Below are 22,829 nucleotides of genomic sequence, written 5' to 3' on the forward strand. Positions count from 1 at the left end.
CCCACTACCTCAGCCATTGGGCCCAACTGTCGCGACGATAGTCACTTGCTTATTGTCAGGAATTTCCTGGTAAGCCAACACGTGCAAATTCGGTACAGCCAGGCGTCCAAACCGCGACAACATCGCGCGAACCGGGCCGGCCACCAGCAGGATCACCGGGTTGCCCTGCATTTCCTGGCGCTGTGCGGCGTCGATCAACGAACGCTGCAGCTTTTCAGCCATGCTTGGCTCCAGTAAAACGCCCTCTTCCTGGCCTTGCCCTGCCTTCTGAATACTATTGAGCAATATTTGTTCCAACCTGGGTTCCAAGGTGATCACAGGCAGCTCGGACTCAGTCCCTACAATGCTTTGCACGATTGCGCGGGACACGCCGACACGCACCGCCGCCACCAGAGCGGCAGTATCTTGACTCTTGGCGGCATTGTTGGCGATGGCCTCGGCAATGCTGCGAATGTCGCGCACGGGCACCTGTTCGGCCAACAGCGCTTGCAACACCTTGAGCAACTGCGACAGCGACAACACGCCCGGCACCAGTTCTTCGGCCAGTTTCGGCGACGATTTGGCCAGCAAGCCCATCAATTGCTGGACTTCCTCGTGACCGATCAACTCGTGGGAGTGCTTGTAGAGAATCTGGTTGAGGTGCGTGGCGACCACGGTGCTGGCATCCACCACGGTGTAACCCAAAGACTGCGCCTGGCTGCGCTGGCTCACTTCGATCCACACCGCTTCCAGGCCGAAAGCCGGATCTTTGGCGGTGATGCCGTTGAGCGTACCGAACACTTGCCCTGGGTTGATCGCCAGTTCGCGGTCTGGGTAGATCTCGGCTTCGGCCAGGATCACCCCCATCAGCGTCAGGCGATAGGCGCTGGGGGCCAGGTCGAGGTTGTCGCGAATATGCACGGTGGGCATCAGGAAGCCCAAGTCCTGGGACAGCTTCTTGCGCACGCCCTTGATTCGCGCCAGCAGTTGCCCGCCCTGGTTGCGGTCGACCAGTGGGATCAGGCGGTAGCCGACTTCCAGGCCGATCATGTCGATGGGCGTAACGTCATCCCAGCCCAGTTCCTTGGTTTCCTGGGCACGGGCCGGGGATGGCAGCAGCTCCTGTTGACGCGCGATCTCCTGCTCGGCCTGGACCTTGACCTGGTTCTGCTTCTTCCAGAACAGGTACGCCGCGCCACCCGCCAGGGCCGCCATGCTCAGGAACGAGAAGTGCGGCATGCCCGGCACGATACCCATGATCGCCATAATGCCCGCCGCCACGGCCAGGGCCTTGGGCGAAGCGAACATCTGCCGGCTGATCTGCTTGCCCATGTCTTCGGAGCCCGAAGCACGGGTAACCATGATGGCCGCCGCTGTGGATAACAACAGTGATGGCAATTGCGCCACTAAACCGTCACCGATGGTCAGCAAGGCGTACACCTTGCCGGCATCACCGAAGGTCATCCCGTGCTGGAAGATACCGACCGCCATGCCGCCGATCAGGTTGATAAACAGAATCAACAGGCCAGCGATGGCGTCACCGCGCACAAATTTGCTGGCGCCGTCCATGGAGCCGTAGAACTCGGCTTCCTGAGCAACTTCGGCCCGGCGCGACTTGGCCTGGTTCTGGTCGATCAGGCCGGCGTTGAGGTCGGCGTCGATGGCCATCTGCTTGCCGGGCATGGCGTCGAGGGTAAACCGCGCGCTCACCTCGGAAATTCGCCCAGCGCCCTTGGTCACCACCACGAAGTTGATAATCATCAGGATCGCAAACACCACGATACCAACCACGTAGTTACCGCCGATCACCACCTCACCGAACGCCTGGATCACCTTACCGGCGGCCGCGTGGCCGTCCTGGCCGTGGAGCATCACCACCCGCGTGGAAGCCACGTTCAATGCCAGGCGCAACAGGGTAGCCACCAGCAGAATCGTCGGGAATACCGCAAAATCCAGCGGCCGCAGGGCGTACACGCACACCAGCAGGACTACGACGGACAGGGCAATGTTGAAGGTAAAGAACACGTCGAGCAGGAACGGCGGCATCGGCAACATCATCATTGCCAGCATCACCAGCAACAACAACGGCACACCCAGATTGCCCCGCGACAAGTCAGTCAGGGTGCCACGGGCCGTGTTGAGCATTTGAGAGCGATCTACCACCGGTATTCCTCGGGTCCTTGAAGCAAAGTTTTGACGCTGGAGGGCGACTTGGAGGCGGGGTTGCAAGAAGCCTTCCAACTTTGCTTTTGGAGTGATCGTCGGGTGGTAACCGATTCGAGTGTGGGGGCTGGCTTGCCTGCGATTGCGGTGTGTCAGCCACTGGGATAGTGGCTGCGAGTCAGCCATCGCAGGCAAGCCAGCTCCCACATTTGGATTTGTGTGCATCGTGGATATCGAGGAAATTTCCGACATGGATTTGGGGTTGCCCCTAGGAAATGTGATCTCTAGTCTCCGTACACCGCTGCAAACGCAGCGGACGGGCGTCGCGGCCCGGTTCACAACGGAGCAAAAGCACCATCTCCCTTTCAGTAAGCGGTTTTTTATCGTCTACTGTGCGGCGCTATGGCGGCTGTGCGCGGGATACCTTCGGGTATGCCGGGTTGCTCCTTCACCGGTCCGCGAACCTGCGTACAGCTGCCACCCTCCATCGCGTCGCGGCGATCAGTGGCGGCTTCACTTTCATAAGGAGCTTCACAGTGATCAAACCTACCCCAAATCCCCCCACCCGGCTGTTTACCGTAGCCGACGGCATCAGCAGCGAAGACCTGCTGGTCAACCTCAGCGAAACACTCGCTTCGGCCAATGCCTTGAGCTGTGACCTGGCCTTTGACTTGGAAGGTTCGAAACGAGAGGAATTGCTCGGTGTTGCGCAGTTGATCGAACTGGCGCAGTTACTGGCTGATCGCTTGCACGGTGAAGGCGGAATGTTGGACACCGCACACAGCGGATAACGCAGCCCCCTCGATCGTTCCCACGCTCCGCGTGGGAATGCCGCCTGGGACGCTCCGCGTCCCGAGCCAGGCGCGCGACTTGAGCACTGCGCAAGGGCGACGCAGAGCGTCACGCAATGCATTCCCACGCGGGAGCGTGGGAACGATCAATAATATTTACGTCAAGCTTTGAAGATTTTCCGCAGTGACCTTTCCATCCCTCCCAACTACGAGATCGTATTGCACCTTTTGCCCTTCTGAAAGCTCTCGCAAACCCGAACGTTCAACTACTAAAACATGCACAAAAACGTCATTTCCACCGTCGTCCGGAGTAATAAACCCATACCCTTTGGGTTTGTTGTAGAACTTGACCGTACCCGTTGCCATTGCCGCTCTCCTTACCCTTACTCAGAACCCAACCCACCTCGATGATGCCCTCTGACGGGCAACGCATAGATACCCTTGGGCCGATGGACCATTTGAAACCTCAGACGCCTCCCCACCGCCAGCGCCGTCTTGCGCCAATCCTTGCGATTGATAAATACCTCTTCAATAACGCGGCCCCCTCGATCATTCCCACGCCCCGCGCTGGAATGCCGCCTGGGACGCTCCGCGTCTCGAGCCAGACGTACGACTTGAGCTCTGCGCAAGGGTGACGCAGAGCGTCACGCGATGCCTTCCCACGCGGGAGCCTGGGAACGATCAAACGCAAGCAGCGGATAATGCGGGCAAGCCAGCTCCCACATGTGATTCAGTTTTTAAACTGGCCGTATATTCTCAGCTTGTGGGCCTTTTGGACCTTGTGTGAGGTCATACTCTACTTTTTGGTTCTCTTCCAAAGATCGAAACCCACTCGACGCAATTGCCGAGTGATGGGCGAACACGTCCGCCCCTCCATCCTCCGGGGTAATAAAACCAAACCCCTTCTCCGTGCTAAACCACTTCACAGTACCCGTTGCCATTGCCGCTCTCCTTACCCTTCCTCAGAACCCAATCCACCTCGATCATGCCCTCTGACGGGCACCGCATAGATGCCCTTGGGCCGATGGACCATTTGAAACCTCAGACGCTTACCCACCGACAGCGCGGTGCAGCGCCAATCCTTGCGATTGATAAATACCTCTTCTGTCCCCTCATCCAATTCGACCAGCCAATCGCCCCTGATCCAGTCGTAGGATTTGACAGTCCCTTTGACCTCGCTCAATCCCGCTCTCCCTGCCTCTCGTTGACTACATACGTGCAGTGTTTGGTTCATCCATAAAACAATGGGAAACGTGGTTTGGCTACTGTCAGAGTTGACAGGTAGACGCGAGCTGCCGATGGGTGGTAGCGGTGGAACAGCAGACGATTCATGCATCCGATGATTTCTTGCGCTTGCGGGGTTTTCGCGGCTTGGCAGGGGTGGGTGGCAAGTCACTGCATTGCGTGCCTGCCGATTGGACGGCAACCGGGTTGCCATCGCGATCCCGGGCAATAAAGCCGATGCCTTTGACCGCATCAAACCACTTGACCGTACCCCTATCCATCACCGCCTCCCGAGCCGCGCACGGTTGCGCGCCTCATCGCTGTATCAAACAGTGAAGGCGGCGTAATGGCTACTGTCAAAGTTGACAGGTAGACGGCCCTTTCTGTAGGAGCGGTCAGGAATCGCGGCGCAGGTCTGGCGGGATCGGCAGGTCTTTGAGCGGATCAGGCCGCTTGCCCTTGCCGGCGCGGTATTGGCGGATCTGGTACACGTAGGCCAACACCTGCGCCACCGCCAGGTACAGGCCGGCCGGGATTTCCTGGTCGAGGTCGGTGGAGTAGAAAATCGAACGCGCCAATGCTGGCGACTCCAATAACAGAATGTCGTTGGCCACCGCGATTTCGCGGATTTTCAACGCGGTAAAGTCGCTGCCCTTGGCCAGCAGCATCGGCGCGCCGCCTTTCTCGGGGTCGTACTTGAGGGCCACGGCGTAGTGGGTCGGGTTGGTGATGACCACGTCGGCGTCGGGCACCGAGGCCATCATCTTGCGCTGAGACATTTCCCGCTGCAGTTGGCGGATGCGTTGCTTGACCTCGGGGCGGCCTTCCTGGTCCTTGTGTTCGTCGCGCACTTCCTGCTTGGTCATCAGCAGTTTCTTGTGGCTTTCCCACAACTGGATCGGCGCATCCACGGCGGCGATCAGGATCAGCCCGAGCGCCATCCACAGCGCGCTCCAGCCCACCACCTGCACGCTGTGGATGATCGCCGACTCCAGCGGCTCATGGGCGATGCGCAGCAAATCATCGATGTCGGACGACAACACCGCCAGGGCCACGAACAGAATCAGGAAAAACTTGGCCAGGGCCTTGAGCAATTCCACCAGGGCCTTGACCGAAAACATGCGCTTGAGCCCCGCCCCGGGGTTCATGCGGCTGAACTTGGGCGCCATGCTGCCCGCAGCAAACAGCCAGCCGCCCAGAGCCACCGGGCCGATCAGCGCGGCGAGCAACAAGGTGATCAGAATCGGCTGCACCGCCAGCAACGCGATCTTGCCCGAGTGCAGCAGGTACTGGGCCATGGCGTCGGGGTTGAGCAACACTTCGCGCGGCAGGCTGAAGTTATGTTTCATCATCTCCAGCAGGTCCAGCGCCAGGCCACCGCCGTAGATCAGCAAGGCGCCGGCGCCAGCGATCATGGTGGCGAAGGTGTTGAGCTCTTTGGAGCGCGCGATCTCGCCCTTTTCCCTGGAGTCCTTTTTACGTTTCTCCGTGGGGTCTTCTGTTTTGTCCTGACCACTCTCGCTCTCGGCCATGGCTCAGCGCGCCCGTGCCAGATCACGTAAGAACTGCAAGGCTTCGCTCGCAAGCGGTTGATACTGATTGAGAATGTCAGCCAGGCCGACCCAGAAAATCCCCATGCCCAACACCAGGGTCAAGGGGAAGCCAATCGAGAAGATGTTCAGTTGCGGCGCCGCACGGGTCATCACGCCAAACGCGATATTGACCACCAGCAGCGCCGTGATCGCCGGCAGCACCAGCAACAGCGCTGCGCCCAACACCCAACCGAGGCGCCCCACCAGCTCCCAGAAATGGTTGACCACCAACCCCGAGCCCACCGGCAAGGTGGTGAAGCTTTCGGTCAAGACTTCGAACGCCACCAGGTGACCGTTCATGGCCAGAAACAGCAAGGTCACCAGCATGGTCAGAAACTGCCCGATCACCGCCGCCGACACCCCGTTGGTAGGGTCGACCATGGACGCGAAGCCCATGCCCATCTGGATCGAGATGATTTGCCCGGCGATCACAAACGCCTGGAAGAACAACGTGAGGGAAAACCCCAGCATGGCGCCGATCAGGATCTGCTCGGCAATCAGCAGCAAGGCGCTCAGGTCGAGGGCGTTCACCGGCGGCATCGGCGGCAGGCCAGGCACGATCACCACGGTGATCGCCACGGCAAAATACAAACGCACGCGACGCGGTACCAGGGTGGTGCCGAACACCGGCATGGCCATCAGCATGGCCGTGACGCGAAACAGCGGCAGGATGAACGAGGCCACCCAGGTACTGATCTGGGTGTCGGTCAAGGCCAGCAAGGATTGCATCGGCTCAGCCGATCAACTGCGGAATACTGCCGTACAACTGCAGGATGTATTCCATGAAGGTTTGCACCAGCCATGGGCCGGCGACAATCAGGGTCACCAGCATTACCAGCAGGCGCGGCAGGAAGCTTAAGGTTTGTTCGTTGATCTGGGTGGCCGCCTGGAACATCGCCACCAGCAGGCCGACCAACAGGCTCGGCACCACCAGCACGGCAACCATCAGGGTGGTCAGCCACAGCGCTTCACGGAACAGGTCGACGGCGACTTCTGGCGTCATAGCGCTATACCCCTCCGAAACTGCCGGCCAGGGTGCCAATGATCAGCGCCCAGCCGTCCACCAGCACAAACAGCATGATCTTGAACGGCAACGAGATGATCAAAGGCGACAGCATCATCATACCCATGGCCATCAACACGCTCGCCACCACCAGGTCGATGATCAGGAACGGGATGAAGATCATGAAGCCGATCTGGAACGCGGTCTTCAGTTCAGAGGTGACGAACGCCGGCACCAGGATGGTCAGCGGTGCCTGGTCCGGGGTGGCGATGTCGGTGCGCTTGGACAGGCGCATGAACAGCTCAAGGTCGCTGGAGCGGGTTTGCGACAGCATGAAGTCCTTGATCGGGCCCTGGGCCTTGTCGATGGCATCCTGGGCCGTGAGCTTTTCTGCCAGATAAGGTTGCAGGGCTTGCTGGTTCACCTTGTCGAACACCGGCGCCATGATGAACAGCGTCAAAAACAGCGCCATGCCGGTGAGGATCTGGTTCGACGGCGTCTGCTGCAGGCCCAGGGCCTGGCGCAGGATCGAGAAGACGATGATGATCCGCGTAAAGCTGGTCATCAGCATGACGAACGCCGGGATAAAACTCAGCGCCGTCATGATCAGCAGGATCTGCAGGCTGACCGAATATTCCTGCGCGCCCGCCGCGTTGGTGCCCAGGGTGATCGCCGGGATCGACAACGGGTCGGCGCCCAGGGCCATCGGTGCGGCCAGCAACAGCATGAGCGTCAACAAAACGCGCATTACTTCTTATCCTTCTGATCCTTGCCCAGCAACTCCATCAGGCGCTGGGCGAATTCTGGCGTGGCGGCTTCGGTCTTGACCGCATCCACCGGGGTCTTGAGTACATGCAGCGGGGTGATGCGGCCAGGGGTGATGCCGAGCAGGATTTGCTCCTCGCCCACCTGCACCAGCACCAGCCGGTCACGCGGGCCGAGGGCGCGCGAGCCCACCAGCTCGATCACCTGGCCGTTGCCCGGGCCGATGCGCTGTACGCGGCGCATCAACCAGGCCAGCAGGAAAATCAGGCCGATCACCAGCAACAGGCCTAGCACCAGTTGCGTCAACTGCCCGCTGACGCTACCGACCGCTGGCGCCGCAGCCACCTGCGCCACCGGCTCCGCCGCCAGGGCGCTCAATGGCAGCGCCAGCAACAGTCCCGCCATCGAGTACTTCATCTCAGCGCAACTTCTTGATGCGTTCGCTCGGGCTGATCACGTCGGTCAGGCGGATGCCGAACTTCTCGTTGACCACCACCACCTCGCCATGGGCAATCAGGGTGCCGTTGACCAGCACGTCCAACGGCTCGCCGGCCAGGCGGTCCAGCTCGATCACAGAGCCCTGGTTGAGCTGCAACAGGTTGCGGATGTTGATTTCGGTGCTGCCCACTTCCATGGAAATCGACACCGGGATGTCGAGGATCACATCCAGGTTCGGGCCGTCGAGGCTCACCGGGTCGTTGTTCTTCGGCACGCTGCCGAATTCTTCCATGGCCAGGCGGTTGCCAGCCGGCGCGGTGGCGGCGTCGGCGGCCAGCAGCGCGTCGATGTCGTCCTGGCCAACATCGCCGGTTTCTTCCAGGGCCGCAGCCCACTCGTCAGCCAGGGCCTGGTCTTCGGCGGAAGTGTTTTCGTGTTCGGTAGCCATTACATGTCCTCGGCGCAGCAAACAATCATGAATTAGGGTTGAATCAGCGGCGGTTGATCGGCTCAACCACTTGCAGCGCCAGGTTGCCCTTGTGGGAACCGAGCTTGACCTTGAATGACGGCACGCCGTTGGCGCGCATGATCAGCTCTTGCGGCAAGTCGACGGGGATGATGTCCCCAGGCGCCATGTGCAAAATATCCCGCAGGCGCAACTGGCGGCGGGCCACGGTGGCGCTCAGCGGCACGTCGACGTCCAGCAGGTCTTCGCGCAGGGCCTTGACCCAGCGTTCGTCCTGGTCGTCGAGGTCGGACTGGAAACCGGCGTCGAGCATTTCGCGCACCGGCTCGATCATCGAATACGGCATGGTCACGTGCAGGTCGCCGCCACCGCCATCGAGTTCGATGTGGAAGGTCGACACCACAATGGCTTCGCTGGGGCCGACGATGTTGGCCATGGCCGGGTTCACTTCCGAGTTGATGTACTCGAAATTGACTTCCATGATCGCCTGCCAGGCTTCCTTCAAGTCGATGAAGGCCTGCTCCAGCACCATGCGCACCACGCGCAGTTCGGTGGGGGTGAATTCACGCCCTTCGATCTTGGCGTGACGGCCGTCGCCACCGAAGAAGTTGTCCACCAACTTGAACACCAGTTTGGCGTCGAGGATAAACAGCGCAGTGCCGCGCAATGGCTTGATCTTGACCAGGTTGAGGCTCGTGGGCACGTACAGCGAGTGCACGTATTCACCGAACTTCATCACCTGCACACCGCCCACGGCCACGTCCGCCGAGCGGCGCAGCATGTTGAACATGCTGATGCGGGTGTAGCGGGCAAAGCGTTCGTTGATCATCTCCAGGGTCGGCATGCGTCCCCGTACGATGCGATCCTGGCTGGTCAGGTCGTAACTTTTGACGCTGCCGGGTTCGGCAGCCATTTCGGTCTGTACCAGACCATCGTCCACGCCATGCAACAGCGCGTCGATTTCATCCTGGGACAGCAGGTCTTGCACGGCCATGTCGTGATCCTACTGCAATACGAAGTTAGTGAAGAGCGCCTGCTCGACCACGACTTTGCCGAGTTCTTTCTGGGCCACTTCCTGCACGCTGGCAGTGACCTTCTGGCGCAGCATTTCCTGGCCGACTGGCGTGGCCAGGCTGTCGAAGCTCTGCCCGGAGAACAGCATCACCAGGTTGTTGCGGATCACCGGCATATGCACCTTGAGGGCATCGAGGTCCGCCTGGTTGCGCGCCAGCAAGGTGATGCTCACCTGCAGATAGCGTTGGCGACCATTCTGGTTGTAGTTGGCGACAAAGGCCGGAAGCATCTGCTCGAAGATTGCCGGTTGCTTGACGTTGGTGGCAGCTTCGGCGGCGGGCGCCGGTTTGCTCGCACTGCTGTGCATGATGTACCAGGTGCCGCCCACCGAGGCGCCGATGGCCAGGAGCAGGCCCAGCACAATCAACAGGATCAGCTTGAGCTTGCCTTTGCCTGCGGGGGGAGTTGCTGCGTCGTCGCTCTTCGCCATGCCAATAATCCGTCACTATTCGGGGATTCGTAGATCTATGGCAAGGCAAGAGCAAGTGTTATGCCAGAGTTGGCTGGCAGGCGCAGGAAGATGATCGTTCCCACGCTCTGCGTGGGAATGCATCCTGTGACGCTACGCGTCACCGTGCGCAACGGTCGAAAACATCGCCGACTTCGGGACGCGGAGCGTCCGGGGTGGCATTCCCACGCAGAGCGTGGGAACGATCAGCCAGCTCCCACACTGACCGGGTTTGAACAGGAAGTCAGGCGTAGTAGTCGACCGCGCTGGAGCCAATCACGCTCTGACTCACTGGCGCCGCCACTTCGGCCACGTCCACAGGGCCACCGGCGTCGCCGCTGTCAGCACGCCTGCCGCTGCCACTGACGCCCCGCGCCTGGCCCTGCTGTTGCTGCTGGTCCTGCCCCCGCGATTGGTCGGAGACATTCACATCCACCTGCCCCATGCCCTGCTGGGCAAACATCTCGCGCAAACGCCCCGACTGGCTCTCCAGCGCTTCACGCACCACCGCATGGCCGCTCATGAAGTTGACCTGGGCTTGCTGATCCGCCGTCATGTTGACCTTGATATCCAGGCGCCCCAGCTCAGCGGGCTGCAACTGGATCTCGGCCGACTTGAGGTTGGCGCTGGACAGGTACATCACGCGGTTGACCACCTCTTCGGTCCAGCCGCTCTGGTGCATGGCCAGGGGCGCATTGGTGACGGGCGGCAAGGCATTCGCGGTTTTCGGTGTGGCCGCCTGGGTCAGCGCGGCCAGGCGGTTGGCGAAGTCGTCCACACGGGTGTCGCTGCTGGCGTTCTTGAGGTCCTTGAGGCCGTCATCGATCAGCGCGCCGAAGGCCTTGTCACCGCCTTGGTCGGTGCTGTCCTTGGTGGCTTGCTGGTCAACCATGTTGGCCAGGCCAGCGGCAAAGTTCTGCGCAGCGGTCGGTTGGTCCTGGGTGGTGGGCGCGGCTTTCTGCGGCGCCTGGCTGCTGGCCGAGACGTGACCGCCCTGCTCCATCGCCAGGCGCACGGCCGGCATCGAATCCAGCGGGTCAGCCTCGGGGTCGAAGGCCGGCTGCTTGGGCTCCTCGGTCACCGCGATGAGCGGCAGGGCCTGGTCATCTTCGGCAGCGACGGCAGGCGCTTGTACGGGCACAGGGACCGCCACCGGCGTTACGGTGGCAACCAGCGCCGGGTCGGCCACCGGTTGCTGCGCCAGGGACGGGTCGGCCGGTGGCTCGCCTTCACTGTCGGCGTGGTCGTCGCTCTTGGCCGGCTTGGCAGGCAAGGGATTGCCGCTATCGGCAACCGCTGGCGCGCTGGCGGCAGGTTTATCGCTGGCTTCAGCCGCTTTGTCGCGCACGGGTTTGGCTGGCGCGTCGTCGCTCTTGGCCTGCGGTTTGGCAGCTTGCTTGGCAAACACTTGAGCGAAGCCAGCGCCCTTGTCCCGCGGGGCCGCAGGCGCTACCGCAGGCGTGGCGGCCGGCGCTTGAGGCTTGGCCGCGGTGGCAGCCTGAAGGAGCGAATGGGGGGCGACTGGCATAAGTAAGGGTCTCCACTGCATGGGGGTCGGGGATGCAGTCTATGGAGGTAGAGCAAGAGTCGGGCCAGGTTTACAAAATGCCTGGACATATCCGATTCAATGTAGGAGCGAGTTTGCTCGCGAAAAACTCACAGGCGCCGCATTCATCCAGGAAGTACGCGTTATCGTTGACGTTTTTCGCGAGCAAGCTCGCTCCTACATTCATACAGTGGCTTGACCAGCGCGAACTCATGATCAATCTGATCAACCAGTGCACTTAGATCCGAGGCCGCCTCGACGGCCTCGGCCTCCAGCAACTCACACAATTGGGCCAAACGCACCGCCCCTAGATTGCCGCTGCTGCCTTTGAAACTGTGGGCAATCCGCCCCAACGTTTTGGCGTCGCCTCCAGCCTTGCGCAGTGCTGCGACGCGCTCTTGCGAGTCCTCGATAAAGGTGTCGAGCAACGTCGGGTACTCGCTCTCCATTACTTCCTGCAAGTCCGACAACACGTCGGGGTCCAAATGAATCTCAGCCACTTGCTCGCTCCTTGATCAAGAATCGGCGGATTATGCCAGAGCCTCCCAACAAAACTCCACGCAGACACTGCGCCCGCCATCGGACCAGCCTACAGCGCTGCTCAGTTGACGCACCAGGCTAAGACCCCGACCAGACAGACGGTCGATGTCCACGGGGCGGGCCAGCTCCTGTTCCACATCAAAACCCTGCCCGCTGTCTTCGACGCGCAAGGTCAATTTGCCGCCCTTGTCGGTGGGTACCACCTGCACATGCACGCGCACGTAACCGCTGTCCAACTGCGCCAGCCGCTCATGGCGCTGGCGATAATACTGCGCAAACCCCTGGGCATCGCGCTTGAGCCGTGAGTCCAGGCCCAGCACGCCATGCTCCAGCGCGTTGGAATACAACTCGGCCATCACGCTGTAAAGCGCCCCACTCTGCTCACGCAGGCCGTGGATCTCCAGCAGCAGTTGCAGCAGGTACGGCAGCGGGTTGTAGGTTCTGAGGGTCTGGGCGCGAAATTCGAAACTCACCGACCAATCCAGCGGGCACGACTGGCCGCTGTCAGCATACATCGGCTCGGCCGCCCGCAAGGGCTGGCCTGCCTGCAACGTGATCTCGACCATGCTGACGTCATCGCGCGCCTGGCCGCGAAAGGCCGCCAGGGCCTGCTCGATGTCCTCGAACAGGCGGTCAGGCTCGCGGTTGGCGGCGAACACCTGCTGCAAGCGCTCGGCGCCGAACAGTTGATCGTTGGCGTCAGCGGTGTCCAGCACACCATCGGAGAGCAAAAACACCCGGTCGCCCAACGCCATGGGCCAGACCTCGGTACTGTCATCGAACGCCTCTGCCGACAACACCCCCAAGGGCAGGTGCCGCGACATCAACGGCGTGCGCCTGCCGGTGGCGACTTCATGCACATAGCCTTCGGGCATGCCGCCGTTCCACACTTCCACCGCCCGCCGCTGGGCGCTCAGGCACAGCAAGGTGGCGCAGCAGAACATGTCCACCGGCAGGATGCGCTTGAGCTTGGCGTTCATTTCCCGCAGGGTCTGCGTGAGGCCGTAGCCCTTGGCGGTCATGCCGTAGAACACTTCGGCCAGGGGCATGGCGCCGATGGCGGCCGGCAAGCCATGGCCGGTGAAATCCCCGAGCAGCACGTGCATGTCACCCGATGGCGTGTAGGCCGCCAGCAACAAGTCACCGTTGAACAGCGCATAAGGCGATTGCAGGTAGCGAATATTCGGCGCGGCGTTGATACAACCGGAATGGGCGACCTTGTCGAACACCGCCTTGGCCGCCCGCTGTTCATGCATCAGGTGTTCGTGATGCTTGGCGATCAGGTCACGCTGTTGCAAAACCGTGGCCTGCAGGCGGCGCAGGCGGTCCATGGCGTTGATCTTCGCCGCCAGGATCAAGGGGTTATAGGGCTTGGGCAAAAAGTCATCGCCACCGGCGTCCAGGCACTGGGCCAGGGCTTCGCTTTCGCGCAGCGAGGTGAGGAAGATGATCGGCACCAGCGCCTCCCCCGCCAATTGCTTGATCTGCCGCGCGGCTTCAAAGCCGTCCATCACCGGCATCAGCGCGTCCATCAACACCAGTTGCGGGCGCTCACGGGCAAACACCTCAATCGCTTCGGCGCCATTGCTGACAGTCAGCACCTGATGGCCCTGGCGGCGGATGATGCTCGCCAGCAACAGGCGGTCGGCGGCGCTGTCTTCGGCGATCAGGATGGTCAGCGCTTCCAGGACCGGGGCCAGGGCGCTCAACTGATGTCGAACAGCTTGTCGAAGTTGGAGATGGCGAGGATCTTGCGAACGTCGGAGTTGCTGTTCGTCACGCGGACCTCGGCGTCATCGCCGCCGGCATGATCACGTAGCAACAGCAGCATGCCGAGGGCTGAACTGTCCATGTAGGTGGCCTCCTTGAGATCGACGATATAGATCTCGGGGACCTTGTAGAAACGCTCGTAGGCCTCCCGAAACGCCTGGTGGCTGCCGAAATCGAACCGGCCCCTGATTGCGATCGTCAACTTCTTCCCATCCAGGGATACTTCTGACTCGACTGTCATGTGACTGCTTCCTTGTCGTTGCACTAGACACAAGGTGTAGCAGCTGAAGAGCATCTGAGCAACACAGTGAATCAACTGTGGGAGCTGGCTTGCCTGCGATGGCGGCGTGTCAGCCACGGAATCTTTAACTGAACCACCGCTTTCGCAGGCAAGCCAGCCCCCACACTGGGTTTGTAGTGCCGATTAGAACTGTTCTGGTCGGGGAAGGCGTTGGGACAATTCATCGAGCAGCTTTTGCTCGCGCTTGTCTTCGATGGCGCGCGCTTCGTCGATGTAGCGCTGCACCAGTTTGCGCAGCCCCTCGACCCGGGCAAACGCCTGTTGCCAGGCCTCGCGGGCTTTGTCGAGGTTGGCCTCGTGCCAGGCCAGGCTCTGGCGTTGCTGACCAACGGCGGTTTCAAGCTGATTGAGAAAGCCCTGGTATCCCATCAGCCACTGGCCGGACACACCCTGGCTGCCGCGCTCGATCCACTGTTGCTGGTACTCGCCACGAAAGCGCTCCAGGTCGCCCAGCTTGCTTTGGGCCAAACGCACCTGGCCCTGGAAGTAGCCAAGGCGCTGTACGGCGGCTTTCTCGGCCTTTTCGGCCATGTCCACCACTGGGGCCAGGCGCGCGGCGCGGCTGTTGGCCATGGCTTAGCCGCCCGGCGCCGGGGCGAAGATGGACTGCAAGTGCGACTGGCTCTCGCCCATGGTGATCTTGTCGTTGAGACCCTGGCGCAGGTAGGTCACCAGTTGCGGCTGCAAGGCGATGGCCAGGTCGGTGTCGCGGTCGCCACCGGCCACATAGGCGCCGACGCTGATCAGGTCACGGCTTTGCTGGTAGCGCGACCACAGCTGCTTGAACTGCTGGGCACGAGCCATATGCTCCGGCGTGACCACCGCCGGCATCACCCGGCTGATGGACGCTTCGATATCGATGGCTGGGTAATGCCCCTCTTCCGCCAGGCGCCGCGACAGCACGATGTGGCCGTCGAGCACGCCCCGGGCCGAGTCGGCAATCGGGTCCTGTTGGTCGTCGCCTTCAGACAACACGGTATAGAACGCGGTGATCGAGCCACCGCCGGCTTCGGCATTACCGGCACGCTCCACCAGCTTGGGCAACTTGGCAAATACCGACGGCGGGTAACCTTTGGTCGCGGGCGGTTCACCGATGGCCAGGGCGATCTCGCGCTGGGCCTGGGCGAAACGCGTGAGCGAGTCCATCAGCAACAGGACGTTCTTGCCCTTGTCGCGAAAATATTCGGCGATGCGCGTGCAGTACATCGCCGCGCGCAATCGCATCAGCGGTGCATCGTCTGCCGGAGAAGCGACGACAACGGAACGCTTGAGCCCTTCCTCACCGAGGCTGTGCTCGATGAACTCCTTCACTTCGCGGCCCCGCTCGCCGATCAGCCCCACCACGATGATGTCGGCCTCGGTAAAGCGCGTCATCATGCCCAGCAACACCGACTTACCCACGCCGGTACCGGCGAACAGGCCCAGGCGCTGGCCGCGACCGACCGTCAATAAACCGTTGATGCTGCGAATGCCCACGTCCAGCGGCACGCTGATGGGGTTGCGTTTGAGCGGGTTGATGGTGGGGCCGTCCATCGGCACCCAGTCTTCGGCCTTCATGCCGCCCTTGCCGTCCAGCGCACGACCGGCACCATCGAGTACGCGGCCCAGCATGCTCATGCCCATGGGCAGGCGGCCAGTGTCGGCCAGCGGCACCACGCGGGCGCCAGGGGCAATGCCGGCGAGGCTGCCGACCGGCATCAGGAAGATCTTGCTGCCCGAAAAGCCCATCACCTCGGCTTCGACCTGCACCGGGTGGTAGCTGTCGTCGTTGATCACCAGGCAGCGGCTGCCCATGGCGGCGCGCAGGCCCTCGGCTTCGAGGGTCAGGCCGACCATGCGCAACAGGCGCCCTTCGAGGATCGGCTGGCCGGGCAACTCGGTGGCCTCGGCGTAGCTGCCCAGGCGCTTGGCGAAGCTGGTGCGATCAAGGCGCATCGGTGGCGTCCAGGTCAACGCTCAGATCCGGTTCGGCGGGGTGCAGGGCTTGTTCATGCAGTTGATCGAACAACTTGGCCATGATCTGGCTGATGCGGGTTTCCACCGTCGCATCGATGCGGCTGTGTTCGGTCTCGACGCGGCAACCGCCGGGCTGCAACGAAGCGTCTTCGACGATGCGCCAGGTTTCTTCATGGCGCTCGCGCAGGGCTTTGACCTGTTCGAAATCCTGGGGGTTGATGTACAGCCGCACATTGCCGACGCCCAGGGGCAGCAGCTTGAGGGCTTCACGCATCACCGCTTCGATCTGGCTGGAGTCGAGCACCAGTTCGCGCTGGATCACTTGGCGCGCGATGTGCTGCACCAGGCCGACCATGGATTTTTCCAGCTGTGAGTCCTGTTCGGCGATAGGGTCGAACAGGTTACCCATCAGGCGCTCCAGGCTACCCAGCTTGGTGGCCAGCGCCGCCTCGGCTTCCTGGCGAACCTTGAGGGTGGTGCTGCGAAAGCCGTCTTTTTCCCCCGCCGCAAAGCCTTCGTTATAGGCCTCCTGGCGGATGGTTTCCAACTCTTCGAGGGTCAGTGGCTGGACTTCATCCAGCGGCACTTCTTCCATTTCCGCCGGTGGTTCCTCCACCGGTTCAGGCTCGGGCTCCGGCACATGGGGGTCGAAGCTGGGCAGCGACCAGATGTCAAAGCCGCCGACATCCCGCGCGCGAATCAGATCGCTAGGCGCCTCATCTTTATTCGACATGCAAGGCGCCTTAGATCATTTCTTCGCCGCCCTTCCCGCCGAGAACGATTTCTCCGGCTTCGGCCATACGGCGGGCAATGGTGAGGATTTCCTTCTGGGCGGTTTCCACGTCGCTGACGCGCACCGGGCCCTTGGCTTCCAGATCGTCGCGCAACAGCTCCGAGGCGCGCTTGGACATGTTCTTGAAGATCTTTTCTTTGACGTTTTCGTCCGAGCCCTTGAGCGCCAGCACCAGCACGTCCGAGGACACTTCGCGCAGCAGCGCCTGGATGCCACGGTCGTCGACATCGGCCAGGTTGTTGAACACGAACATCAGGTCTTCGATCTGGCCGGACAGGGTGTCGTCGATCTCGCGGATCGAGTCCATCAACTGGCCTTCCACCGAGCTGTCGAGGAAGTTCATGATGTCGGCCGCGCGCTTGATGCCACCCAGGGTGGTGCGCGAGGCGTTGGAATTGCCGGAGAACTGCTTCTCCAGAATGGTGTTGAGTTCTTTGAGCGCCGCCGGCTGCACGGTGTTGAGCGACGACACGCGCAGGATGATGTCCAGGCGCACTTTATGGTCGAAGTGGCCGAGCACTTCGCCGGCCTGGTCCGGGTCCAGGTAGGCCACCACGATCGCCTGGATCTGTGGGTGCTCGTAGCGGATCACGTCGGCCACTGCCCGCGGTTCCATCCACTTGAGGCTGTCCAGGCCGCTGGTGTTGCCACCCAGCAGGATGCGGTCGATCAGGCCGTTGGCCTTGTCTTCGCCCAGGGCCGAGGTGAGCATCTTGCGAATGTAGCTGTCGGAGCCGACGCCCAGGCTGGTCTGGTCGCCGACGATCTCGACGAACTCGCTCATCACCTGCTCGACTTGCTCGCGGTGCACATTGCGCATCTGCGCCATGGCCACGCCGACACGCTGGACCTCTTTGGGGCCCATGTGGCGCAGCACTTGGGCCGCGTCGGTTTCACCCAGGGACAGCAGCAGCACGGCGGCTTTGTCGACCCGGGACAGCTTGGCCACAGCGGCTCGATCATTCATCTGCGTTAATCCACTCTTTCACGACCTGGGCCACACGGCCCGGGTCTTCTGCCACCAGACTCTTGATTGCGTTCAACTGAGCGTCATAGCCTTCGCTCGGGCTTGGCAACAGGATGCTTTGCGGGCCGCCGAGGCTGACCCGGTCGTTGGCCAGTTCGCCGTCCAGGCCGCCCATGCCACCCAACTCGACGTCGCCACCGGCCAGTGCCAGTTGCTTCTTGCCGCCACCGGTGATGTTGTTGAGCACCGGGCGCAATACGCCAAACACCAGCACCAGGATAAACAACACGCCCAGTACTTGCTTGACGATGTCCCAGAACCACGGCTGGGTGTAGAACGCCGGGTCAGCGATGACTTCACCGCGCTCGGCGGAGAACGGCATGTTGATCACGCTGACACTGTCGCCACGGCTGGCGTCGAAGCCAACGGCGTCCTGCACCAGGCGGGTGAAACGGGCCAGTTCGTCAGCCGTCCACGGCGCACGGGTCACCGCGCCGTCCGCTGGGTTGACCTTGACCTGGTCATCGACCACCACCGACACCGACAGGCGATTGATCTTGCCCTGTTGCTGCTTGGTGTGGCTGATGGAACGGTCGAGTTCGAAGTTCTTGGTGGACTGGTTACGCTTGTCCGCAGGGTACGGCGCAAGCATCGGCTGGCCGGTGGCCGGGTCCATGATCTGCTGGCCGTTGGCGTCCAGCAACGGCTGGCCAGGCTGGATCGCGCCAGCGGTAGCGGCGGCGCCACCGGTGGTCTGCGGTGCCGAGGCCGGCGCAGGCGGCTGGTTGCTCAGAGCGCCCGGCACACCTTGGGGGCCATTGCTGGCAGTGCGTTGTTCGCTGGTGGACTGCTCGCTGCGCAGGGCCGGTTGGTCGGGGTTGAACTGCTCGGAAGTGGACTCGACGGCGCTGAAATCCACATCGGCCGACACTTCAGCCTTGTAGCGGTCGTTGCCCAGTACCGGTTGCAGGATGTTATGCACGCGCTGGGTGAGCATGCTTTCCATGCGGCGGCTGTAGTCGAATTGCTTGCCGGCCTGGGTCAGCGCGGAGTTTTCGGCCATGTCGGACAGCAGGTTGCCCTTCTGGTCCACCACGGTGATTTGCGACTTGCTCAATTCGGGAACACTGGTGGCCACCAGGTTGACGATCGCCAGTACCTGACCAGGCTCCAGGGAGCGGCCAGCAAACAACTCGACCAAGACCGAGGCGCTGGGCTTGCGTTCGTCACGCACGAACACCGAGCTTTTCGGAATCGCCAGGTGCACACGGGCAGCCTTGACGTTATTCAGGCTGGAAATGGTGCGCGCCAGTTCGCCTTCCAGACCACGACGATAACGGGTGGCTTCCATGAACTGGCTGGTGCCCAGGCCCTGGTCTTTGTCGAGGATTTCAAAACCGATATTGCTGTCGGACGGCGCCACGCCAGCGGCGGCCAGCTTCATCCGTGCACGGGCCACATCATCGGCCTTGACCAGCAAGGCGCCGGAGTTGGGCTCCACGGTGTAGGCGATGTCGGCGGCGGCGAGGGTTTCCATGATCTGCTTGGAATCCATGCCCGACAGGCTGCCGTACAGGGGGCGGTAATCGGGTTGCTGCGACCACAGCACCACGGCAAAACCAATCGCCACGCTGGCTGCCAGGCCCACCATCAGGCCCACCTGACGCAGCATGGTCATTTCCGAGAGGTTTTCCAGGAACGACAGGCCAAACAACGGCGGCTTGCCGTCGGCCTTGGCGGGGAGGTTGTCGGAGACTGCTTCAGCCATGACTTAAATCTCGTCCTTAAACCGGCATCTGCATGATGTCTTGATACGCCTGAACCAGCTTGTTACGCACTTGGGTCAAGGCTTGGAAGGACACGCTGGCCTTCTGCGAAGCGACCATCACATCGGTGAGGTCCACGCCGCTTTTACCGATCTCGAAGGCCGTCGCCAACTGGCTGGACGCCTGCTGGGTATCGCTGACTTTATTGATTGCCTGACCGAGCATGTCGGCAAAATTGCTTTGGCCCAATTCCGGCGCTGGCGCGACGGATTTCGGTTGAGCCATGGCATCCATTTGCATGGCGCGCATATCCAACATCAACCGATTGAACTCAATACCCTGGCTCATGACCTTCTCTCTCCGACGACCCGCAATTTTTTGACACTACGCAGCGGTTACCAGGGGTGGTAGCAACAAGGGTGCCAGCTCTGGAGCAACTCGTAAGAAAAGGCGACAAAGCTTGTCGAACTTGTTACCGCAAGTTTTTTGCGCCCTTCTTCCCGCACGTTTTTTGTAGGAGCGAGCTTGCTCGCGAAAAACGTCAACGATAACGCGCGCTTCCAGAATGCCCGCGGCGCCTATGGATTCTTCGCGAGCAAGCTCGCTCCTACACACGGGATTGGCGCGAGGTCAGGTGGCGAAAAGATAGGCTTCCACGTCCATCCCGGCATCGCGCATCTGCGCCAGCTTGTAGCGCAAGGTGCGCGGGCTGATGCCCAGGCGCTCGGCCGCTTCTTTGCGGCGGCCGCGTTCGGCGCGCAGGGTGTCGATGATCATCTGGAATTCACGGCGGCGCAGGTCATCGCCCAGGGCTCCGGCCGATTCTGCCTCGGCGACCACGGGAGTCGGGGCCAGGCTCGGCAGCGGCGCAGCGCCATTGCCCATGGCCAGGCAAAAGTCTTGCGGCTGGATCAAACCGCCCTGCTGCAAAATCAACGCACGCTGGATCGCATTGTCCAGCTCGCGCACGTTGCCCGGCCATGGATAACTGACCAGGCACGCCTGGGCCTCGGGTGATAAACGCGCCTGGGCATGCTTCATTTTTTTGACGTGGTTGTTCAGCAGGCGCTCGGCCAAGGGGATGATATCCGCCGGGCGCTCGCGCAATGGGCGCCAGGCCAGCGGGAACACCGACAGCCGGTAGAACAGGTCTTCACGAAAGCGCCCCGCCGCTACTTCGCCCGCGAGGTCGCGGTTGGTGGTGGCGACCACGCGGATATCCAGCTGGATCGGCTTGCGTGCACCCACGCGCTCTACTTCACGCTCCTGCAATACGCGCAGCAACTTGGCTTGTAGGCCCAGGGGCATTTCCGAGATTTCGTCGAGCAGGATGGTGCCGCCGTCGGCCTGTTCGAACTTGCCGGCCTGGGCCGCGATGGCGCCGGTGAACGAGCCCTTTTCATGGCCGAACAAGGTAGCTTCGAGCATGTTGTCGGGGATCGCCGCGCAGTTGATCGCAATGAACGGTTGCTTGGCACGGCCCGATTGCTGGTGGATATACCGCGCCAGCACTTCTTTACCGGTGCCGGACTCGCCGGAAATCAGCACGGTGGAATCACTGCGCGCTACCCGCGCTGCCAGTTCCAGCAATTGCGCGCTGGCCGGTTCAAAGGCAATCGGGCCATCGCCGTCGGCTGCGGGCATCACGCCGAGGGCATGCCGGGCCACCAGCTCGATCAACGCCCTGGGTTCGAACGGCTTGACCAGGTAATCGGCTGCGCCTTGACGCATGGCATCCACCGCCCGCTCCACCGCGCCATGGGCGGTCATCAGCAGCACCGGCAGTTGCGGCTGGCGCACCCGCAGCAGGCCGAGCAACTGGTGGCCGTCCATGCCGGGCATGTTGACGTCGCTGACCACCAGGCTGAAGGTTTCCTGTTCGACCGCCTCCAAGGCTTCCTCGGCAGAGCCGACCGCACGGTAGTCATGGCCCGCTAGCAGCAGCGTGTCAGCCAATGCTTCACGCAGGGCGCGATCGTCTTCCACCAATAAAACCTTGATAGTTTTCATCCTCTTACTCCGCGCTTGCCGCACTGGTAAACAGCGGCAAGCTCATCAATGCACAGGTGCCACGCCCCACGCGGGAACGCAGCTGCAATTGTCCCTGATGGGCACGGGCCACGGCCTTGACCACCGTTAGGCCCAGGCCAGTGCCGTTGGTCTTGGTGGTAAAAAACGGCTCGCCCAGACGTTGCAGCACCTGCGGGGCGATACCGCTGCCGCTGTCGCTGACGCACAGGCGCAGGGTTTGCCCGCGGGTGTACAGGTGCACTTTCAGGCGCGCCCCGGGGCCACTGGCCTGGGTGGCGTTTTCGATCAGGTTGAGCAGCGCGCCCACCAGGGTGTCGCGGTTGCACAGCAATTCGCCCTGATGGCTGTCGCACTGCCAGCGCAGGTTGGCCTCCTGCACATGGATCGCCGCTGCCGCTTGCAGGGACTGCATCAAGCCGGCAGGTGTAACGCGATCGGTCAGCGGCAGTTCGCCACGGGCAAACACCAGCATGTCGCGCACTTGGTGCTCCAACTCATGCAGGCGCTCCTTGAGGCGCCCGGCAAAGCGTTGGTGGGTGGCCGCCGGTAATTGCTCGTCAGTCAAATGGCTGGCGTAGATCAATGCCGCCGACAACGGCGTACGAATCTGATGGGCCAAGGAAGCGACCATACGCCCCAGGGACGACAGCCGCTCATGGCGCGCCAGTTGATCTTGCAGGTGCCGGGTTTCTGTCAGGTCATTGAGCAGCACAAGCTGGCCCGGCTCGGCGTCCAGGGAACGGGTGGCGATGGACAGCCGACGCCCGTCCTTGAGGGAGACTTCGTGGCCGTCGTCTTCACGGGGGGCAAAACAGCGGGTGATGACTTCACGCCACAGCTCGCCTTCCAGCGGCAGGCCGAGCAGGTCGCAGGCTGCCGGGTTGGCTTCGCGCACACGGCCCTGGTCGTCGATGACAATCACGCCACCGGGCAATAGGTCGAGCAGGTTTTGCAGGCGGTTGGCCAGGCGCTCTTTCTCGGCCAGCTCTTGCATACGCTGGGCGCTGACCACCGCCAATTCGCCTTTAAGCTCGGAAACCCGAGCCTCAAGCAGGCTGTAGGAGTCGGTCAGCTGGCTCGACATCTGGTTGAACTGCGAGAACGCGTGCTCCAGGCCCTGGCGGGTTGGCGGTTCTACAGGCGAAACCAGCCCCTGGATGGCAGGGGCCGAAGATAGTTGGGCGGCGTGGGGCATGATGCTCTCTCGCTTGGCTGA

Annotated in this window: 26 protein-coding genes; 1 reads left to right on the top strand and 25 read right to left on the bottom strand. The window is 61.9% G+C overall.

The genetic code is table 11. From position 1 onward, the window contains the following. Positions 1-9: 9 nt before the first annotated feature. Entirely contained in the window at positions 10-2,124 is a 2,115-nt protein-coding gene (gene flhA, locus E1K68_RS19390; protein ID WP_137205363.1) for a flagellar biosynthesis protein FlhA, read from the bottom strand. 554 nt (positions 2,125-2,678) lie between these two features. Here flhA and E1K68_RS19395 point away from each other — a divergent pair. Continuing rightward, complete coding sequence (locus E1K68_RS19395; RefSeq protein ID WP_034136109.1) at positions 2,679-2,933, top strand: DUF6124 family protein; 255 nt, start codon at positions 2,679-2,681, stop codon at positions 2,931-2,933. 156 nt (positions 2,934-3,089) lie between these two features. Here E1K68_RS19395 and E1K68_RS19400 read toward each other — a convergent pair whose 3' ends face one another. The 24 genes from E1K68_RS19400 to E1K68_RS19515 all read right to left on the bottom strand — a co-directional run bounded on the left by E1K68_RS19400 (position 3,090) and on the right by E1K68_RS19515 (position 22,808). Continuing rightward, positions 3,090-3,299 carry a cold-shock protein gene (locus E1K68_RS19400; RefSeq protein ID WP_034136110.1) on the bottom strand — a complete coding sequence of 70 codons (210 nt, stop codon included), beginning with the start codon at positions 3,297-3,299 and terminating at the stop codon, positions 3,090-3,092. A gap of 371 nt (positions 3,300-3,670) precedes the next feature. Then, positions 3,671-3,874, bottom strand: a complete 204-nt coding sequence (locus E1K68_RS19405; RefSeq protein WP_034136111.1) for a cold-shock protein — start codon at positions 3,872-3,874, stop codon at positions 3,671-3,673. 11 nt (positions 3,875-3,885) lie between these two features. After that, positions 3,886-4,116, bottom strand: coding sequence for a hypothetical protein (locus E1K68_RS19410; RefSeq protein WP_094773733.1), 231 nt, complete (start codon positions 4,114-4,116; stop codon positions 3,886-3,888). 145 nt (positions 4,117-4,261) lie between these two features. After that, entirely contained in the window at positions 4,262-4,438 is a 177-nt protein-coding gene (locus E1K68_RS19415) for a cold shock domain-containing protein (RefSeq protein ID WP_122993370.1), read from the bottom strand. Between the two features lie 114 nt (positions 4,439-4,552). Beyond that, positions 4,553-5,689, bottom strand: coding sequence for a flagellar biosynthesis protein FlhB (gene flhB / locus E1K68_RS19420; protein ID WP_003192934.1), 1,137 nt, complete (start codon positions 5,687-5,689; stop codon positions 4,553-4,555). 3 nt (positions 5,690-5,692) lie between these two features. Next, positions 5,693-6,478, bottom strand: coding sequence for a flagellar biosynthetic protein FliR (gene fliR / locus E1K68_RS19425; RefSeq protein ID WP_003192935.1), 786 nt, complete (start codon positions 6,476-6,478; stop codon positions 5,693-5,695). Positions 6,479-6,482: 4 nt separating this feature from the next. Beyond that, the gene (gene fliQ, locus E1K68_RS19430; protein WP_003192936.1) at positions 6,483-6,752 is read right to left on the bottom strand and encodes a flagellar biosynthesis protein FliQ; all 270 of its coding nucleotides are present in this window, start codon (positions 6,750-6,752) and stop codon (positions 6,483-6,485) included. A gap of 4 nt (positions 6,753-6,756) precedes the next feature. Beyond that, a complete protein-coding gene (gene fliP, locus E1K68_RS19435) occupies positions 6,757-7,500 on the bottom strand; it encodes a flagellar type III secretion system pore protein FliP (RefSeq protein WP_003192937.1) in 744 nt (247 codons plus the stop codon). Next, positions 7,500-7,934, bottom strand: a complete 435-nt coding sequence (gene fliO, locus E1K68_RS19440; protein WP_212614561.1) for a flagellar biosynthetic protein FliO — start codon at positions 7,932-7,934, stop codon at positions 7,500-7,502. Before fliO ends, fliP begins: the two co-directional genes overlap by 1 nt. A gap of 1 nt (position 7,935) precedes the next feature. Continuing rightward, a complete protein-coding gene (fliN, locus tag E1K68_RS19445; protein WP_003192941.1) occupies positions 7,936-8,403 on the bottom strand; it encodes a flagellar motor switch protein FliN in 468 nt (155 codons plus the stop codon). Positions 8,404-8,446: 43 nt separating this feature from the next. Beyond that, entirely contained in the window at positions 8,447-9,415 is a 969-nt protein-coding gene (gene fliM / locus E1K68_RS19450; protein WP_003192943.1) for a flagellar motor switch protein FliM, read from the bottom strand. Positions 9,416-9,424: 9 nt separating this feature from the next. Then, the gene (gene fliL / locus E1K68_RS19455) at positions 9,425-9,925 is read right to left on the bottom strand and encodes a flagellar basal body-associated protein FliL (protein ID WP_003192946.1); all 501 of its coding nucleotides are present in this window, start codon (positions 9,923-9,925) and stop codon (positions 9,425-9,427) included. Positions 9,926-10,187: 262 nt separating this feature from the next. Beyond that, positions 10,188-11,471, bottom strand: a complete 1,284-nt coding sequence (locus E1K68_RS19460; protein WP_057709784.1) for a flagellar hook-length control protein FliK — start codon at positions 11,469-11,471, stop codon at positions 10,188-10,190. 161 nt (positions 11,472-11,632) lie between these two features. Next, complete coding sequence (locus E1K68_RS19465; RefSeq protein WP_057709783.1) at positions 11,633-11,989, bottom strand: Hpt domain-containing protein; 357 nt, start codon at positions 11,987-11,989, stop codon at positions 11,633-11,635. Positions 11,990-12,019: 30 nt separating this feature from the next. After that, positions 12,020-13,738 (bottom strand): fused response regulator/phosphatase, encoded by a 1,719-nt coding sequence (locus E1K68_RS19470; protein ID WP_057709782.1) that lies wholly within the window; start codon positions 13,736-13,738, stop codon positions 12,020-12,022. Then, positions 13,735-14,040 carry an STAS domain-containing protein gene (locus tag E1K68_RS19475; RefSeq protein ID WP_094773729.1) on the bottom strand — a complete coding sequence of 102 codons (306 nt, stop codon included), beginning with the start codon at positions 14,038-14,040 and terminating at the stop codon, positions 13,735-13,737. The genes E1K68_RS19470 and E1K68_RS19475 overlap by 4 nt, the downstream gene beginning before the upstream one ends. A 183-nt stretch (positions 14,041-14,223) precedes the next feature. Beyond that, positions 14,224-14,673, bottom strand: a complete 450-nt coding sequence (gene fliJ / locus E1K68_RS19480) for a flagellar export protein FliJ (protein ID WP_003192954.1) — start codon at positions 14,671-14,673, stop codon at positions 14,224-14,226. Positions 14,674-14,676: 3 nt separating this feature from the next. Continuing rightward, positions 14,677-16,035: a flagellar protein export ATPase FliI gene (gene fliI / locus E1K68_RS19485; RefSeq protein WP_003192955.1), complete on the bottom strand. Its 1,359-nt coding sequence runs from the start codon at positions 16,033-16,035 to the stop codon at positions 14,677-14,679. Continuing rightward, positions 16,025-16,789, bottom strand: a complete 765-nt coding sequence (gene fliH / locus E1K68_RS19490) for a flagellar assembly protein FliH (RefSeq protein ID WP_003192956.1) — start codon at positions 16,787-16,789, stop codon at positions 16,025-16,027. Before fliH ends, fliI begins: the two co-directional genes overlap by 11 nt. Before the next feature lie 10 nt (positions 16,790-16,799). After that, entirely contained in the window at positions 16,800-17,816 is a 1,017-nt protein-coding gene (fliG, locus tag E1K68_RS19495; protein ID WP_003192957.1) for a flagellar motor switch protein FliG, read from the bottom strand. Beyond that, positions 17,809-19,584, bottom strand: a complete 1,776-nt coding sequence (gene fliF / locus E1K68_RS19500; protein ID WP_014719351.1) for a flagellar basal-body MS-ring/collar protein FliF — start codon at positions 19,582-19,584, stop codon at positions 17,809-17,811. Before fliF ends, fliG begins: the two co-directional genes overlap by 8 nt. Positions 19,585-19,600: 16 nt before the next feature. Continuing rightward, a complete protein-coding gene (fliE, locus tag E1K68_RS19505; protein WP_003192959.1) occupies positions 19,601-19,930 on the bottom strand; it encodes a flagellar hook-basal body complex protein FliE in 330 nt (109 codons plus the stop codon). A gap of 282 nt (positions 19,931-20,212) precedes the next feature. Beyond that, complete coding sequence (locus tag E1K68_RS19510) at positions 20,213-21,592, bottom strand: sigma-54 dependent transcriptional regulator (protein ID WP_212614562.1); 1,380 nt, start codon at positions 21,590-21,592, stop codon at positions 20,213-20,215. Positions 21,593-21,596: 4 nt separating this feature from the next. Then, positions 21,597-22,808, bottom strand: coding sequence for an ATP-binding protein (locus E1K68_RS19515; protein ID WP_057709780.1), 1,212 nt, complete (start codon positions 22,806-22,808; stop codon positions 21,597-21,599). Positions 22,809-22,829 lie beyond the last annotated feature (21 nt).

The sequence above is a fragment of the Pseudomonas sp. B2021 genome (assembly GCF_018135665.1).
In the GTDB taxonomy this organism is placed as follows: Bacteria; Pseudomonadota; Gammaproteobacteria; order Pseudomonadales; family Pseudomonadaceae; genus Aquipseudomonas; species Aquipseudomonas lactis.

Coding starts and splice junctions, on each gene's coding strand:
- flhA (WP_137205363.1), bottom strand. CDS start 2,124: ATGCTCAACACGGCCCGTGGCACCCTGACTGACTTGTCGCGGGGCAAT.
- fliL (WP_003192946.1), bottom strand. CDS start 9,925: ATGGCGAAGAGCGACGACGCAGCAACTCCCCCCGCAGGCAAAGGCAAG.
- fliR (WP_003192935.1), bottom strand. CDS start 6,478: ATGCAATCCTTGCTGGCCTTGACCGACACCCAGATCAGTACCTGGGTG.
- E1K68_RS19460 (WP_057709784.1), bottom strand. CDS start 11,471: ATGCCAGTCGCCCCCCATTCGCTCCTTCAGGCTGCCACCGCGGCCAAG.
- fliQ (WP_003192936.1), bottom strand. CDS start 6,752: ATGACGCCAGAAGTCGCCGTCGACCTGTTCCGTGAAGCGCTGTGGCTG.
- fliI (WP_003192955.1), bottom strand. CDS start 16,035: ATGCGCCTTGATCGCACCAGCTTCGCCAAGCGCCTGGGCAGCTACGCC.
- E1K68_RS19515 (WP_057709780.1), bottom strand. CDS start 22,808: ATGCCCCACGCCGCCCAACTATCTTCGGCCCCTGCCATCCAGGGGCTG.
- E1K68_RS19405 (WP_034136111.1), bottom strand. CDS start 3,874: ATGGCAACGGGTACTGTGAAGTGGTTTAGCACGGAGAAGGGGTTTGGT.
- fliM (WP_003192943.1), bottom strand. CDS start 9,415: ATGGCCGTGCAAGACCTGCTGTCCCAGGATGAAATCGACGCGCTGTTG.
- fliG (WP_003192957.1), bottom strand. CDS start 17,816: ATGAATGATCGAGCCGCTGTGGCCAAGCTGTCCCGGGTCGACAAAGCC.
- fliF (WP_014719351.1), bottom strand. CDS start 19,584: ATGGCTGAAGCAGTCTCCGACAACCTCCCCGCCAAGGCCGACGGCAAG.
- flhB (WP_003192934.1), bottom strand. CDS start 5,689: ATGGCCGAGAGCGAGAGTGGTCAGGACAAAACAGAAGACCCCACGGAG.
- fliJ (WP_003192954.1), bottom strand. CDS start 14,673: ATGGCCAACAGCCGCGCCGCGCGCCTGGCCCCAGTGGTGGACATGGCC.
- fliP (WP_003192937.1), bottom strand. CDS start 7,500: ATGCGCGTTTTGTTGACGCTCATGCTGTTGCTGGCCGCACCGATGGCC.
- fliE (WP_003192959.1), bottom strand. CDS start 19,930: ATGAGCCAGGGTATTGAGTTCAATCGGTTGATGTTGGATATGCGCGCC.
- E1K68_RS19400 (WP_034136110.1), bottom strand. CDS start 3,299: ATGGCAACGGGTACGGTCAAGTTCTACAACAAACCCAAAGGGTATGGG.
- E1K68_RS19475 (WP_094773729.1), bottom strand. CDS start 14,040: ATGACAGTCGAGTCAGAAGTATCCCTGGATGGGAAGAAGTTGACGATC.
- E1K68_RS19415 (WP_122993370.1), bottom strand. CDS start 4,438: ATGGATAGGGGTACGGTCAAGTGGTTTGATGCGGTCAAAGGCATCGGC.
- E1K68_RS19510 (WP_212614562.1), bottom strand. CDS start 21,592: ATGAAAACTATCAAGGTTTTATTGGTGGAAGACGATCGCGCCCTGCGT.
- fliH (WP_003192956.1), bottom strand. CDS start 16,789: ATGTCGAATAAAGATGAGGCGCCTAGCGATCTGATTCGCGCGCGGGAT.
- fliN (WP_003192941.1), bottom strand. CDS start 8,403: ATGGCTACCGAACACGAAAACACTTCCGCCGAAGACCAGGCCCTGGCT.
- fliO (WP_212614561.1), bottom strand. CDS start 7,934: ATGAAGTACTCGATGGCGGGACTGTTGCTGGCGCTGCCATTGAGCGCC.